At 50.1% G+C, this 16,411-nt stretch carries 10 protein-coding genes; all 10 read right to left on the bottom strand.

What is annotated here, in order from left to right; all coding sequences use genetic code 11:
* Window positions 1-57 precede the first annotated feature (57 nt).
* The 10 genes from DWY79_RS12820 to DWY79_RS12775 all read right to left on the bottom strand — a co-directional run bounded on the left by DWY79_RS12820 (window position 58) and on the right by DWY79_RS12775 (window position 16,352).
* Window positions 58-1,899, bottom strand: a complete 1,842-nt coding sequence (locus DWY79_RS12820; RefSeq protein ID WP_122369449.1) for a hypothetical protein — start codon at window positions 1,897-1,899, stop codon at window positions 58-60.
* Window positions 1,900-1,917: 18 nt separating this feature from the next.
* Window positions 1,918-4,053, bottom strand: a complete 2,136-nt coding sequence (locus DWY79_RS12815) for a DUF5686 family protein (RefSeq protein ID WP_122369448.1) — start codon at window positions 4,051-4,053, stop codon at window positions 1,918-1,920.
* 4 nt (window positions 4,054-4,057) lie between these two features.
* On the bottom strand, window positions 4,058-5,551 hold the full coding sequence (gene preA / locus DWY79_RS12810) for an NAD-dependent dihydropyrimidine dehydrogenase subunit PreA (RefSeq protein ID WP_005862176.1): 1,494 nt from the start codon (window positions 5,549-5,551) through the stop codon (window positions 4,058-4,060).
* Between the two features lie 14 nt (window positions 5,552-5,565).
* Window positions 5,566-8,082, bottom strand: a complete 2,517-nt coding sequence (locus DWY79_RS12805) for a hypothetical protein (protein ID WP_122369447.1) — start codon at window positions 8,080-8,082, stop codon at window positions 5,566-5,568.
* A 21-nt stretch (window positions 8,083-8,103) separates the two neighbouring features.
* The gene (locus tag DWY79_RS12800; protein ID WP_005862180.1) at window positions 8,104-8,958 is read right to left on the bottom strand and encodes a hypothetical protein; all 855 of its coding nucleotides are present in this window, start codon (window positions 8,956-8,958) and stop codon (window positions 8,104-8,106) included.
* 8 nt (window positions 8,959-8,966) lie between these two features.
* Entirely contained in the window at window positions 8,967-9,356 is a 390-nt protein-coding gene (locus tag DWY79_RS12795; protein ID WP_005862182.1) for a helix-turn-helix domain-containing protein, read from the bottom strand.
* A gap of 180 nt (window positions 9,357-9,536) precedes the next feature.
* Window positions 9,537-11,141 carry a helix-turn-helix domain-containing protein gene (locus DWY79_RS12790; protein ID WP_005862185.1) on the bottom strand — a complete coding sequence of 535 codons (1,605 nt, stop codon included), beginning with the start codon at window positions 11,139-11,141 and terminating at the stop codon, window positions 9,537-9,539.
* A gap of 4 nt (window positions 11,142-11,145) precedes the next feature.
* Window positions 11,146-13,635 carry a TonB-dependent receptor gene (locus DWY79_RS12785; protein ID WP_122369446.1) on the bottom strand — a complete coding sequence of 830 codons (2,490 nt, stop codon included), beginning with the start codon at window positions 13,633-13,635 and terminating at the stop codon, window positions 11,146-11,148.
* 14 nt (window positions 13,636-13,649) lie between these two features.
* On the bottom strand, window positions 13,650-15,167 hold the full coding sequence (locus DWY79_RS12780) for a DUF6850 family outer membrane beta-barrel protein (RefSeq protein WP_005862189.1): 1,518 nt from the start codon (window positions 15,165-15,167) through the stop codon (window positions 13,650-13,652).
* A gap of 6 nt (window positions 15,168-15,173) precedes the next feature.
* Window positions 15,174-16,352, bottom strand: coding sequence for a DUF4876 domain-containing protein (locus DWY79_RS12775; RefSeq protein ID WP_005862191.1), 1,179 nt, complete (start codon window positions 16,350-16,352; stop codon window positions 15,174-15,176).
* Window positions 16,353-16,411 lie beyond the last annotated feature (59 nt).

Genomic DNA, 16,411 nt, shown 5'->3' with positions numbered 1-16,411 from the left:
GGTTACACCGATATCCGTGTGGCCTCTTACCTATATAGGCATGAATCAAGGTGTTTCCTAGAACAATATATCCACCTCCATATTGCTGATCCATTCTACCGGACGGCCGGCCACCTTATTGCAAGTGACGGCGAATTTCAAGGGGAGGATAATTCCCAACGGAATGCGTAACCATCCCGGCATATTGAAATTATGGACACCGATCAGGGAACCTAGCTGGATACCGACCGAGGGAGCTACCAAGAAACGGGTCTCGTCATTACGGCGGTCTATACCCATCTCGAAATAACTATACAGGCCGAGGAAACGTTTCGGGGAAACGAATATATCCATGTTATAATTGGCGCCCGCCTTCACGTTCCAGTTCTTGATCGTGTAGGAGGAGGAAGGGGCGTGCATATAATAACCGGAGATCGTAGGGGATACCCAATGAGCGATGTCGCCCGGCTCCATGATCATGCCTTTCCCTTTCCCGAACTTATGCCAATTGATCATGCTGACGTTCAAGCGACCGCCATACGTCATGACACCGTCCCGGTTGCTATGGATCGGCGTACCGATCAGGAACATGAAAGAGTTGGCTACCCTCGACCGGATAAAGTTGCGGGTAAAAGGCTTTTGTACGATCAGCTGTAGCTCATCCTTGCGGCCGGCGACAGAAGCTTCCAAGGGGACGTCATCCAGATCCGTCCCGAAGGGGATCGGGAAATCCTTGATTACCGGGAAACGATCGTAGACGAACTGGGGCAGGTCGTCTCGTTCGGAAGGGATCTCGTTCAAGATATTCTCGCCTGATCCTTCCAAAGCATTCTGGTAAGCTTTCCAGACTTCTACGATAGACTCGCAGGTGGCGGTCACGACTTGGTAGAATACTTTCGTCTCCCGCTCGTAGCTATCGCCTTTCTCCAAGGAATAAGGGTGCTTCTCCGTGACCCGGATATGCCGGTAATCATCGGCCTCGTTGTACTCCATCATGTTTTGGTTCAAACGTTTATCGCCGTAAGCGCTCCAAGTCTCACCCTTTAGGTTGGCAGTCTGTACGGGGATGGTATTGTAGAAATCGTGCAGGCTCTTATTGTTGGATACGGCGGAGGCGGAGAAGCCCCTACGTACCATTTGGTGTCCGGAGGCGAAGGAGTCTTGTAGGAAATGCTCGGCAAAAGCCTCGTACATCGTGGCGTAGAACATAAGGTTGCTCGCCATTTGCGTATCTCCTTTACACATCTCCTTGCCTGCTTCTTGCGCTAGATAGATGGCGAAGATGTGGATGCAGAAATACTTGCTCATGGAGGGCAACTGATTTAATTTATCGAAGACCTTGTTTACTTCCGAGGGGCGTTGAAGGCGGCGGATCAGCTCGGGGTCGATCATCTTCAGATGCTCGTTCAATCCCTTGCCATAGGCGTAGAAGTGGGAGAGGTCCTTGATCGCCAGGATACCGTAAGCCAGATTGATGTCGAGCAGCTCCTTGCTGTTGGCTCCGGTGAGGAACTCGTTCATGGCTTGTGTCTCCAAAGCCAGCGTACGGTTCGTCTTGGAGAAATGGGTCTGCAGGCCTGTCTCCAAGAGCATGGGATTTTCCACATGGTCGCCGGCCAATCCGCAAAGCGTACCGTAGGTTACGATATTCGGCAACTGCGTCAGCTCATTCATGGCGTAGGCGTTCGAGCCGGGCATATGCGACATGTTGAGGATCTGCAGCAAGGCGCTATCGGCGACGGCCTCGTTGGGGAAGATCCCGTTTTCCACCAGATAACGCGGGAGAAGGCTCATGGCACGGTCGCCGATCTTACGATGCTCGGCGAAATCCCATGCGAAGGCCGAACTTGTTATTGCGCTGATACCCATAAGTAGGCATCCGCGGTGAAGAAGTTGTTTAATAGTGTTTCTCTTGTTCATATCTATACTTGTTTATAATTATCTGAATAACTCAAGCGCGAACTTCAATCCGACGCTTTGATACTTGAACTTCTCGAAGCCTAGGAAAAGCGCTATATGAAAAAGGTCGCTACCGATACCATACCCGAGCTCGCTGTAATTCGGCAATACGGGAGTCCATAGTTGGCTGAGGTAGAAACGTTCGGACACGAGGTATTTATGCGCCTTGGGATTGGGCTTGAGGAATCGCAATAGAATGAATGGACTCTCGTACATGAGGTGCCCTTGAATATATTTGTCGGAGGCATTGCACCAATCCCCACCTAGATTATGAAAGATCCCGCCAAACCGGTCGCCCCAAGGCTCGGGGAAATAACGTTTGGCGAAATAGCTGAAATCGGCGAAGTACATGTTATGCTGGTTAAAAAAGAGTCCACCGCTTAGATTGTAACTCAGTCGTTCGGATAAGCCCAGCCGTACGGTCTGGTTCATGCCGGCCTCCATCCGCCAATAATTTCCCGTACAGCCGAGCAGGTCCGGTATGCTTCGTGCCAGCTCGATCCGGAAGGTCGGGTAATGGGAATGCAGGTACTCTTTCCGGTAACCGTCCATCCAGTAATATTGCCGGGGCGTGTAGGTAAGGCCGATAACCGGGGTGAACTCATTATGATCCTTAAGATCCAATCCGGTATCCTTGTTCTTTTTCATGGGCGTACGATGGTGGTATGCGAGTCCGGCCGAGAGCCGGAAGCCGTTCATCAGTTCTATCTGGTTCATCAGCTTGGCATAGTAGTGCTGGAAATACTTCAAGTTGAGATCTTCGAAACGGATTGGGGTATCTTTTAGGATCTCGTTGATCTGGTGGATCACTTCGGAGGAATAGCTTTGGTTGTCATTGGCTATCGTGAGGTTGAGGATACCTTGACGCTCGGGGTGATACTCCCAGTCGGTTGTTAGCCGTAGGCGTAGCTCTTTCTCCTTGAATAGGAAACCGATCTCGGGGTGGAAGCGTAGCTGACGGTCATGCTCGAATGTCTTACTGATACGTGCTTCTTGCTTATAGGTGATCCCGTTGCTTCCGAAAGATAGCTGGAACGGGTTGAGAAGGCCGGAATACTTCACACGAGTACTCTTGTAATCCCTGTTGACCGTGCTGGTGAGCCGCTCGCCGAGTTGGAGGTAGCGAGTGAGAGCGCTGCTGTCCGCTTCCGTCCTCACCACGTTCGTTCCGGTGGTGTACAAGGCTTTCTCGTCGGTAGTGAGCGGCTTGTCTCTCCGGCTGTTCCAATAAGCGCTGTCTTGGGTAAAGGAGAGTGTGTCGGAGGTGATCGTATAGTATTGGGTTTGATCGAGCGAGTATAATTTCCTGCTCTCATGGTCTTCCTCTACCCAAGAGATCGATTTATAGCGGAAAGCGGCGTGGATGTCGCTCTCTATCCGGTTGCCTAGGGCATGGTAGCAGACTTGCAGGTCAGCCTCTTCCGGGAGGATGAAATGCTTCTCGTCACGGTTGAAACGTATGCTTAGGTTGAACTCGGAGAAAGAGGAGTGCCCTTGTATCTCGATACGGTCGATGGTCCAGAGTTCGTCGGTTACGTACAGGTTTCCGGATAGTAGTTTCTGGCTCCATTGGCGAGGGGTGAAACGGATGTTATACACAGGGATGCAGGAGATCGTGTCCGTGCCTTCCTGCCGAAACGTGTAATATTTGAAAGCATCGGGCGAGAGTGGCATGATCATTCCCTTATTGTAGATCGTGGGGGAGTAGACGTTCAAGTTGACGAACGAGGCTATCTCCTTGTAATGCCTTCCGGCGGCGAGATGGCTGCTGTTGATGGCTACAATCTCGTTGCGATAATGGTTGGGAGCGTCGTAGCGGGTGAGGCCACTCATCTCGAAGAAGGCATCGCGGGGATGACGCTCTATCGGGAAGACCAGATAGGCGTATCGTAGCAGCTTGTTCTTCCGGGGAACGTGCGTACGGCCTTTCACGTAGGTCTCCGCTTCATAGCTCTCGAGGACGTGCTCGTAGATGGGGGCTTGATGGATTACCTGCCGCATGATGGAGTCGGCTCGTGTGACGGGTGTCTTCTCTTGTGCCCGCAGGTCTGAATGGACTAGCGGGCACAGAAGAAGTATGGATAGTAGAATAAGGTGTCCCGTCTCGATCCTCATCCTGTCAATGTATGGCGAAGGTTGGGCATACTAATGCGCAAAGATGGCAGCCGACACATTTTTGCTCGTCTATCACCGGTTTGCGCATAGAGGTGAAACGGATAGCTTGATGTCCACCGTCGTTACAGGAAACGAAACAGCGTCCGCAGCCGAGGCATAGGCTGTTATCTACTGTCGGGCGGTGTATCTGCGTACGTTCCAGTTTCTCGGGGGGTACGATGTTCGGTAAAGCGATACCTATGAGGTCGGATAGGGTTTTATATCCGTTCTCTTGCATGAACAGTCGTAACCCTTCGCATAGATCGTCGATGATCCGGAAGCCGTATTGCATCACGGCGGTACATATCTGTAGGTTCGTGCAGCCTAGTAGCAGGAAATCGAGGGCATCCCGCCAAGTCTCTATACCGCCTATCCCGCTGATAGGCATCTTGCCGGCAGAAGGATCGCTCGCCAGCTCATGTATGAACCGGAGAGCGATAGGGCGCACGGCTTTCCCCGAATAGCCGGACACGCTGCTCAGTCCGCAGACAACGGGCCGGGCCGTAAGTGCTTTCTCATCGATACGGGTGATACATTTGATGGTGTTGATGGCGGCTATCCCGGTGGCTCCTCCTTCGTGGGCGGCGAGCGCCACGGGTGTCATCTGCCCGATATTCGGTGTCATCTTCGCTAGTATCGGCAGATGGGTACCCCGGCGTGTGGCGGCGGTGAACCGGCGTACCAGTTCCGGGTTTTGTCCTACGTCGCTGCCCATCCCTTCTTGCGTCATTTGTGGACAAGAGAAGTTGCACTCAATGATATCGGCCCCAGCCTGCGTGGAATATTGGGCAAGCCGTGTCCACTCATCGTCTGTCCGTCCCATAATGGAGGAGATGATTAATTTGTCAGGATAGCGTTGCTTGAGGCGATAGAGAGTATCGAAATTCTCTTCGACAGAGGCTTCCGACAATTGTTCCATGTTCTTGAATCCGATGAAAGGTACGCCATCCACCTCCATTTGGTCGAAGCGGGGGGATACCTCATGGATCGGATAGAACGATATCGTCTTGAAGCAGATACCGGCCCAACCGGCTTCGAGGGCCCGGACGCACATCTCGTAATTATGGGCTACGGGTGAGGAGGCCAGTATAAAGGGATTGGCGCAGCGGATGCCGCAAAAGTCGATCGCCAAGTCCGGAGACGAAGTGAGGGGAGAACTATCCGTCGGGTTTGGCATATCTTGCAATTGCCGTACGATTTGAGTGATGGATATCGCCCGGTCGGTTCGTCCGCGGAGGCAGGCCTTCTCGCAAGGATGCCCGTCGCAATCCTTGCAGGCTTCCATCCGGTAGGCCCGGAGGATAGCTCCCGCTAGGTTGTCCATTTTACAGGCCCGCAGCAAGCGGCCCGGATCTAGTCCGGGCTTGCATGCCTTTGTGCAGACAGGGGCATCGCACAGATAACAGCGATTCGATTCTTCCGTTAGGAGGCGTTTTCTCTGGAGGAGGTTTGTCTTCATGGCTTCTAACTGTATTATCTTACTACTTTCTGTACTTTCCGGTAACGTTCGGTCACGACCTCCACGGTGTACAGGTGTCCGGGCAGGCTGAAGATTGCTTTTCCGGATACCGCTTGCTGGTGACCAGCCAACGTGCCGTTCATGCTGTAGACGTTGACGGTGGCTCCCGGCAGGCAGTCTACCGTAAGCATGCCGTCGAGGAAGCGGATAGACAGGGGCTCGTCGGTCGTTACCACCTCATTTCCGGTGATGCTCACGTTACCTCGTACATAGGTGATGTTGTTGATGTCCCACGCCAATACGAAGGGTTTGTCGCTGTTTACCATGAAGGGAAAGGTGTCGGTGCCGAAGCTAATCTTCCGTTCGAGTAGCTTGGGGTAGTACTGGTCACGGAGCGTGTTCGACTTCTCGGCAGTGAGCAGATAGAGGGTGGATGAGAAGGACTCGGCTGTCTCTTCCGGCCTGACGTGCTTGTCCGTGCGTCGTATCTTCGAATAGGATGCGCTGATACCCTGCGAGGTTGTCGCTGTGGTCTGGTCTGTCCATTCCCAAGAACTTTGGTTCTCCAGTTGGAAGAAGGGGAATTTCAAATCCATAAGGCTGATGGCACCTTTGGTCTGACTGTCGGAGATTGTGCCGCTGGTTTCCAGCGTCATGTCGATCCGTTCGGAGTTGAGGCTGAAGTTGACGGACTTGCTGACATTTGGCTCGCTGGCGGTCATGGTGAGGATCTCACGGGCCTCCCAGTCTCCAAGTTTGCTTGGATTGTCTATGCGGAAAGGCTCTAGGTCAAGAGGCACTTCTACTTGTTTGATACTCTGCCGTGTCATGTAAGTATAGCTGAATATGGGCATTCGTACACTCTGTCTCCGGGTGGGGGAGAGGTATTCTAGGTCGCAACGGGTCAGAATGGGTACAGAGTAGAGGGCGATGGCCCGGTAGTCTGCTGTGTCGTTTGCTTCGAAGGTAACGGTGATGGACTCGGACTGGCTTGTTACTTCCTCGTGTTGTTTCTGGAAGGAGTATCCGCCGCCGAATGCTGCCGTGAGTTTATCCGTATGCGGTCCGAAGGAGCATTTTAGGTCACTTTTATAGAGTCGGCTCACGGAGTTGCTGGTGCCCGATCCCATGGTGAAGGCAAGGCTTGAGGCTACGCCGAGGTCGCCGAACCACTCGTTATTATCCACTACCGTTGGAGGTGGTCCTTCGATGATGCCGACGAGGCGCACGAGATTGCGTAGCTCGCTGTTGCCGAACAGGGCCTTCTCGTCGTTGAAGGAACTGCGTCTTTCTACGATCTCGTTGGAGCGGATGGAGGCGATGTAGGCGTGCTTGTACCAATGGTATGGAGTCTGGTTACCTCGCAGCAGGTAGATATATTGCTTGTAGTAGAGCCCTCCGCCGGGAGCTGTCTCGGTGGTAGGATCTGCCGCGGTGGCTACGACCGTGTAGCCGTAGGGCAGGTCGGTGTAGATGGGTGCGTCGGTGGCAAAGCTGTTGCTGCCGGGGTAGAATTTCTTTAGGAAGTGTTCGCCCGTTCCCTTGCCATCATAGGTACAGTAGCTGAAGATCAGGGGATTTGAGGAAGCTTTGTAGCCGCTGGTATTGTCGGCTGCGTAGCCTTCTATATCGGCTTGGATGAGCTTGAGCGAGAAGGTCTTCGAGCGTCCTATGTCGTGATGCGCGTATTCTTCCCAGTTGGAGGGCCATATGTTATCCTTGCCATACTCGCCGCTGTAGCTGAATGCCTCGAAGGTACCGCTCTTGAGTCGGCCTATGATGAGTTTCTCCACGTTCTTTTTCTCGGTGTCGTCGTAGCCGTACCACGAGGTGGCGTCCCAGTGGTCGTCGGGATCGTATTCCATTGATATGCCTGTTGAGCCTTTTAGCTCGATATTATCGTGTCCGGCGTTGCGCACGGTGCCGCACCAGTCCCAGCCGCTGTTCAGCTCGGGGTCGCCGTATTGGTAGACTTGCAGTTTCTTGTTGGTGCGGCGGTGTAGGATGACGCAGATCTTGTCACGGTAGATGGTGGCGGCGAAGTTGGCGTAAGTTTTCCCGTCATCGAGCATACGAGTTTTCTTGTATTCTCCCTTTTTCATATCCACCTCGCCGATCCATATCTGGCCATTGGTATTATTCTTCCAGAGCACGTAGAAGCGATTGCGGTATACGATGATCTCGGCATCTTGGTATACGCCGAAATCATTGAGAAAGATCATTTTCTTACCGGTGTCGCCAACGGTGGATTGTTCCATTGTCCGGGTCTCGCCGTTCACCTCGAAAGCGATGAGGCGTATGGATGAGGGGCCGTTATTATCTATGTAGACCCCGTAGAGCTTCCCTTGGTAGTATTGTGCGTCGGTGAAGCAGTAATAGGCACCTCCGTCTTTATCGATATTGTGGAATTCTTTCACCTTATACAGTTCGGGATGTTGGCTGATCTGTGCCTTGACGGTGGTGGTAGAGGCACAGATAAGCAAAAATATGGCGATCAGCCGTATCGCTTGTGCTTTGAGTGTCGTTCTCATGTATATATCTGTTTAAGAGGTTTAGAAACTGATATTGAATTGTAACTGTACGGACTGCCTCTTGCCGAAGCTTCCGTTTACTCCGAGCGAGATGTTGTCAGCGAGGAAATAGTTCACCCCGGCCAAAGCGTACAGCTTGTGACGGGCGTGGAAAGTCTCGTCGATACGAACGGTATAGTCCTCGCCGGCATATGTCTTGGTGAACTCGTACCGGTCTTTCATCGTGTAGTCCTTGTAGAGGATGCCGGCATAGGGCACGAAATTCCCCAGTGCGTATCCGGCCACCACGGGCACGGCCCACTCTAGGTAACGGCGGTTGAGGCTGAGGTCTCGCAAGGGGATGGTCTTGCCTTGGTAATACACCTCGGTGGTCATGTTATCGCTGTTGGCATAGCGCACGCCGGGTTGGGTAGACATGAAAAAGCGGTCGGTGAAGGCATGGCCGTAACCTAGCCCTCCGCTGTAGATGGGTACCATGTTCTTGCTGAAGATGGTACTGCTTAGGTCGTCATCATCTCGGAAAGTCTCCTCGTGGGTGAAGTTGGTGGTACCGATGCCTGCCCACAGGCTGAGATTGTCCCATACACGATAGGAGAGGCGCAGGGAAATACTGTTCATGATGAGTCGGTGACTTACCGAGTGATTGTCCTCGTCGATTTGTTCGGATGTCCAATTCTCCGGGTTTCCCATCTGCCCATCTTCATCCACGCCAAATGACGTGGTGGAGAGCCAAGGGGTACTGGTATCGTGACTTCCGTTGATCTGTAAGTTGAAACGTTTTTCCCCCGTAGGATATTTGTCTAAGGGGATCAATATATCCGCCTTGGCTTGATAGACAGTAAAAACGGATAAGAGTAGGAGTGTAAAATGTCTCATATCGCTATTTATTTAGTTGAATCATTTACGTTGTTATAATATAGGTTGGCGAAGTACTCGATGGGAGTGTTGCCCGTCACCTCCTTGAATTGGCGGTAGAAAGAGGTACGGGAGGTAAACCCAGCCGTCTTGTATAACTCCTGCGGCTCTTGTGTGAGGCACTTGGAAAATTCCCGTATGAGGTACTCTACCCGATAGATAGCCAGCCAGCGACTGAAGTTCATACCCGTCTGATTGTTCAAGGTAGAGGATAGCCGGGTACGGTTCGTGCAAGCGAGGTTGGCCAACTGGCACAAATTGAACTGTGGATCGAGATAAGGCTTCTTATCCTCCATGATTTGTAAGATGCGGGCATATAGCCTGCGTTCGATTAGGGATGGCTTTTGCTTTTCTTCCATATTGGTACTGTCTTAAGTAACCCGCATAAGAGGGACTTGCGAGGTCAAATATAGACAGTCCCATTTGGTAAATCAAGGGATGAGAAAAGATGCGAACGTATTGAAACTTGATCCGAACGATCTGGTACACCAAAGGCCGTAAAGCCCCTGCATCAAAGGCTAGACACGTACTTTAACAGATTATTTGCCGGTCTCTTTTCGTACGTTTCTGTATTGGTTGGGCGTAAGTCCGGTGACTTGCCGGAACTGCCGGAAGAAGGAGGTTCGGGAGGTGAAGCCTGATTCGGAGGCTAGTGCGGTGATGTCGCTGTCGGGACGTAGGGCGACGAGCGAAAGGAGGTGGTGTACCCTGTATTCAGCCAGCCAACGACTGAAGTTCATTCCCGTCTGCCTATTGAGGGTGGTGGATAGTTGTGTTCGGTTAGTACCCACTAGACGGGAGAGGGTCACAAGGTCGAGATTAGGATTTAAGAAAGGCTTTTGCTCTTTCATAACTGATAGGATTCGTTGATATAGGAGATTATCAGCTTTTGTTGTGACCTCGGTGTTTGCCTCTGAATGATCTGGTAACTTTATTTGTGGCCGGGAGATTAGCGGAAGCGGATCGTGTATTAGCAACCAAGCCGCATGATGGCTTATCAATAAATCGAATAACTGGCGTAGGCGACGGCGATGATTTCTCCACCAAAGGTATCCTCCGGTTAGGATAGCCATGAGCAAAATAATGACTCCGGTAAGGATATACTGGATGAGCCGTGCCTGTTCCGCTTCCGCCTTCTGACTTTTTAAGCGGGTGGATAATAGTTCGTTTTGCAGGCTTTCGCTGATCATCTTTCTGCGTATGTTCATTTGCTCTTGGGCATAATGGGATTGTAGGGAGTCTGCCCGGTTTGCCTGTTGGATGGCTTCCGATTGATTTCCGGTCGCATAATGGCATTCGGACAACATACGTGCCACACGCACCTTATATTCCTCGATATTGTCTTTGTTCCTCAAGAGAGGCGTGGCGACATTATTGAATGAGACTCTGTCTAATTCCTCCAATACGGATAGTGCCTCTTTGTTTTTTCCATGTTTCCGGAGAGAGACGGCGTATTCCATGAAGAGTTGATATTGCAGATAGCTGATCGTGTGTATTTGGTGTTTCGCCTGAAAGTGGCGGATATCGGTAATGCATCGTTGGGTCCATTCCTCCGCTTCGGCGGTCTTTCCCGTACGGCTTAATGCTATAGCTTTTACTAAGTGAGGAGAGCTTATCACTTTATATTTCAAGTTCACCAATGCTGAATCCGCATAGATGAGTGCTTGGGGATATAATCCACATTCAAGACAAGCGCTAGCCGCCGTGATATACCAGTTTTGAGGATTTATATATGCATATTTTCGTGCCTCGTTTATCCATCGCTCGCATTCTGCGGGTTGGCGTATCTGTGCGTGAAGAAATGCCATACGCAGGTGATTCATGAGAAGGTGCTTGTCTTTTATGCGGATGGCATAAGGTTTCATGCGGTCGAGTAGCATTCTCGCATGGGCCGTGTCCTGTAATCTGCAATAGCGGGTGTATATGATTTGGCGGGTTGCCAGCAAAAGCGAGTCATTCCCTATTTCTTGGGCATGGGTTTCTATCTCTTCGCATAGCTGGTCGTTCAAGGGACCGCTCAACAAAGAATAATCATTCAGTTGCGCTATTTGCTGATCCAATTGCTGCTTGGGTGGAAGAAGAGAGTGGGAGTCGCAGGCGTAAAGGACTGACAGTAGGAATATGTAAAGTATGCTTGTTTTCATGATGTCATAGTTTTATTTGTAATTCCAGACCGAAAAAAGGCTGGGTATTTTGTTGAAGGTAAGATCTCGTGCTGGCCGAATAGCGAGTGGGGCGTAAATCGGCGAGGTTGTTGGCAAAGAATGCCAGCGTGATGTGCTCTCCGAAAGCTTTGTTTACCCGGATATTCAGCATACCATATGGTTTATAAGAGTTTGGCAGGAATCGTTCCGGCGCGGTGGTGGAGAGTAAAGGCGCGAAGGCTGGATCCTCTTTCTGTGTCTCGGTGAACGGATGTATGATTCCGTCTGTTCCACACCAATATAGGGGCCATACATTCTCGCCAGTGCTACCGTTGTAGAGCGTACGATATTTATAGAGCCATATCATTTGCCACGTAAGGGTAGTGACCAGTCCGATTCTGGGGATGCGCGTGATGAAACGGAAGTTCGTGGAGATGATCTCCGAACGACTTTCATTTCCCGGTCCGCCTTGCTTGTCGTAAAAACCTACGTAGGGGTATTCTGTTTTATCTGTGTACTGGATCGGCCAGATCCCGTTAAGGGCCGTATTCTTTTCTCGTACATATAACCAGATCCCGTCTACGATTAGGGAGGTACGCAAGGGTGAGAAAGTCCCGAGGTCCGCTACCATCTCGATCCCATGTTTCTTCCTATGGAGTGTATTGACTGGTACAGATACCGGCGTGTAACTATATTTCTCTTGATAAGGGACAGCCTTACCGTTCACCCATACCTGTCCATCTTTGTATTCAGGACGAAGTTGGGCGGTTGGTAGATAATCATATTCCCGATAGCTGAATGGAATATATTGTGCCGAGGAGGAAAAGCCATCCGTTTGTTTCTCGAAAAAAGCGGTCATGTCTAGTCGGATGGCCGGAGTCTTCCCTATAAGGCCAACCTCTATCTTTCGATTTACGGTAGGTTTTAATTTCATATTTCGTTCCATTCCGGGGGCATGTGTCGTGAGAATACCAAGGGTGTTTCCACTTTCATTGCTATCATTATAATAGAAAGAGACCTTATCATTATAAGTAGCTTCCGGATAGAGTTTATCCAATGTCGGCATGAAACTGATCCATCCGATCCCGGCTTTTAAACTCAATGTATAGCCGGAGGGAGAGGAGAAGAGAGACCATAAGAGATTCAGGCGAGGTTCTGTCTGATAGATTAAGGCATAATCCCGGCTTTTCAATCCTTGATTTCTTAATCCGGCTTCTACATGGAGGTTGGAAGTCCGGTATGTGGCCTCAATGAAGCCACCGAACGTATGCAAGGACGGGATTTCCCGGAATGAGCGGGGACGGATAGATGTAGAAGGAGGCCTCTGCCGATCGAAATCCCTGCCTCGCCCTTCGTTACCCTCACTACGGTATGAGAATCCGGCTACTAAGCTGATCTCCCTCCCTTGTCGTAGAGGGAATAAGGTAGACGCCAGCATCTCGGTTTCTACATAAAAAGGTCGGCTTTCATTGACTAATGTGTACATGTAGTTTGAGGATAAAACACGGGCTTCCCATTCGCCGCTCTCTTTCTGGTCTGTATAAAGCTGGCTAGAGGCATTGTTGACCTGACTCTTTGTTTGTTTGCTTTTTTGAAGGGAACCGTCTATTCTCAGAGACAGCTTCTTGAGCCAACGTCGGTCGGGTTGCCATTCCCCTTGTATGGAAAATCGCTGATCCAATCGTTGTCTTTGTGTATGATTCTGCTCGTTGACGAATTGCTTTTCCTTTCCTATGCGAGAGGTGTAAGTAAGGCTTAATTCTAGTTTTTTCCCTGCGGGCAACCAATGGTAAAGGTTTGCCAAGCGTATGCCGCCGGTATGGAAATCGCCTTGGCTGGTATAGTCCGCTAACAGGTTGAGCGTATGGCCTCGTGGGGAGATACAGAAGCCTTTTCCAAGCATATATTGTTTCAGTTTCGGATTGTAACGTATGCTGGTGGAGAGAGGCATTCTACCTTGATGAGTCTTGAGTAATAATACGCTATTTGTTAAGTTTCCGTACCGGGCAGAAGGTATTCCCCGGATGATTTCCGCCTCTTTCACTTGGTTGAGAGATAGAAAACGGGCATCATATCCTTCGTAAGGCTCGTTGATGCCGGTGTTGAAATGAAGAGGAGAGCCGTCTACCCATATTTGGGCACCCATAGCTGCGTTCTTATGAAATTGGTTTACCCCGTTCTTTAAAGAAACCTCCCGCACTGAGAAATATTGTGCGTCTGTCACCCCAGAATTATTGGTGAGACCTCCCGGTAATAATTGTGTCAGATCAGCGATCGTGATCGGTTGCGTGTGTTCTAATGTTGATGCAGGAAGCAAGGAAACCGTACCCGGAGTCTTAGACTCGATGGCTGTTACCAAAATGTTGGGTAAATAGAAGGACAGAGTATCCGGTTGCTCTTGCCCGTGAAGGTAATTGCCCGGATGAAGTGATGACAATAAGAGAAATATCGTCACGATCTTTATTGGTGTTTTGTACAAAGTTGAGTAACGCATAGTATTAAGACCTATTATAGCCAGATGACAATACTGAGATTTCCGCCCCCTCCGAGGGGCGATTGAGGACTTGTCGTTTGTTCGAGACTACCTATTAAACGAAATCCCGCTGATAAGGCGGAATGAATGGGATGCCGATATTCCATTTCCGCACCGATACCCAGACGGGTTGCCGTGCGAGCAATAAAATCCTCGTTCACTTTTTGCATGTTCTGCTCTAGCTTGATTTCTGCAGAGCCATTCTCATCCTTCTGCGTTTCCTTCTCCCATTTGATCTCGGTGCCATAGCCCGACACGATATACACGGACGGGCGGATACTTAGCTTGTTTTCTTTAGGTAGGCGGATTTGTCGAAGAAACGCGATCTCTCCGTGGAAGAGTCCTGTATATTGTTTGACCGTAAAAGGATATATGTAGAAATCATTTTCCAAACGATTCCATCCGACAGTCATTTGCCATGTGGATACCTTTTCGCCCGAAGTATCATTCTTTGTCGCCTCGTAACTTAGTTGGGTAGATAACATCCGTTGCCTTGCTAGGCGATAGGTGGCGAATGTAGTCCATATGGCAGACGAGCTTGTGGTGGGATTCCGTTGTAATATGCGGTTGGCCGTAGTTTGGTTGAATCGGGCTGTGGGCGACCAGATATGCGTCCACGATTTATTCGTTCGGGTAAAACGACCTTGGTAACTGATTTGATGCAGCCGTTCTTCCCAGCCTCTCAAGTTGCCGGAGTTATTTGGATTGTCCGCTAATTGCTGGGTCTCGTAGAAGAGATCATGGAAAAGACTCCAATGCTCTTTTAGGGTTTCCGTTTGCAAGGAAACACCTAGGCGTTTTCCTTGGCTGCGAAACAGGAAACTTCCCGATAATTCTTGCATCGGAAGCCAATACCCCAGAGGAAATGTATAAAGTTTATCTTTACTATCCGTATCATACGTTAATTCCTCTGTTCGATGGGTATAATGGATCGAGGCTCCAAAACGTCTGCGTACTTGTTCGTAAACGACACCTCCTGATATCCGGATTAAGTGTGCCATCCCATGGTAGATATGGTAAGAGGAGCGATCTTCGTTGCTTGTAGCTGTATAGTCTCCATCTATCCCGACCTTGATTTTCGGGGATAAGACGTAAGCCGCTTGTCCGTAGATCCTGTATTTCTCGATGCGTTGTGGCTCTCCCAAGGAATCGCCGGCCGTAATCAGATAGTCCGGTTGCGATAATAAATTCCATTTTCTCCCTTCCAGTAGGCTTTGCGACCAATCGATACCACCCGCCAGCCAAAGCAGACCCAGCTTTCGGTTACCGGATACATAAGCCCTATAGGTCTGTGTTTGATCCGGCTGGTCGCTGGCAGGTAAGGCGGCTTGATGGATCAAATAACTTAAACCAGCTTCCATAGCGCTGTCCTTAGGCACATAGCTGATGCTGACAGGATTGGCGGATAAAGCCCATGCGCTCTCTTGTTGAGCCCATGACCGTGAGGCATAGACAGATAGTGATATCATATATAGAATGATAGTGATCTTCATAGAGGCTTACCGTTTTAAGGAAGGTGGACTTTTCTCGAAATCCTCGGCGGTGTTATTGGAATCTTTCCAGCGGAAGCGTTTCCCCTCTTGCTCATATTTCCGACGCATTGCCAGGCCGGAGCCGCCGGACGTGGCTATACCCGGACTCACATCCATAGAAGATGGGATACGTGTGTAAGCTACCGTAGAGGTTGAAGAGACGAAATTTGCGATATCCAGCACCCAATCAGCGGGTATATGGAGGTATTTTAGCGTATTGAAACTCTCAGGTTCTTTTTGGATGTGATCCGGATTGGCGATCCATTCTCTTAAGTCCGTTTTGGGACGGAACAAGAGGATCGTCGGGCCGTTCATGGAAAACAGATAGGAGAAACCGGTGCCACGCCATACCAAGTTTAGAGGTTTTACACCGGCGGAGATTTGGCTTCCGGTCAAGATAGGATCCCAAAAAGCCCATTCCACGCTGGATAAATCGAGCGAGGCCGGAACTCCCACTTCGCTATTGGTATGGTTTATGGCGTTAATCGCTATCGTTTGTCGCTCCCCCGGTTGAATGGGATATTCGGCTCCCGTTCCCGGAAACTCCCAGCACATCATGAATAAAGGTATTTCTTTCATATCGGTATGGAGCATCCATCCGGAAGGCTTTGTCACGCTTACGGGTCCTGCTTGTGCGATACATAGGCCATCTAGGAAAATCAAGTCATCGGAGTTATTGACCAACGTGAGGTATTGATCTTTGTTATAGACATTTTTCCCGTCAGGCCAGAGACAACCGCTGAAATAAATCTCGCTAATCAGCAGACGGCCTCGTTCGGACACTTCCAAAGGTATTTCCACGGATCGTTCTTCTCCATTGGCCTCGAACTGGATATTGGAGAGGCTACCACTCAATATATAATCCCTGTTGCCAGTCGTGGTTTCCTGATTTGCGGAGATTGCGCATATGCCAGCGGTTAGTTCAAATAGAGCTAGTCCATTTGTGTCGGTGGTCGTGGTGTAGACACAGCCTATACTTTGATTGATTAGTGTGACCGGGATATTCGCCAAGGAGATATCTGCGTATCCGGAAGGTTTCTTCAATTGGATATGGATACTCCCCGTTTTGAAATACTCATTCTCGCATCCTGCCAGAAAACACAGACAGAGCAGGTGGGTGAGGAGAGAAAGATGTTTGTCTATCATGAATATGGGGCATTGTGCTTAATAACTGTAGACAAATATATGTGATTTTTTTATATTTC

This window comes from Parabacteroides sp. AF27-14 (assembly GCF_003635425.1).
Taxonomy (GTDB): Bacteria; Bacteroidota; Bacteroidia; order Bacteroidales; family Tannerellaceae; genus Parabacteroides; species Parabacteroides distasonis.
This window is presented reverse-complemented; position numbering and strand designations above follow the sequence as displayed.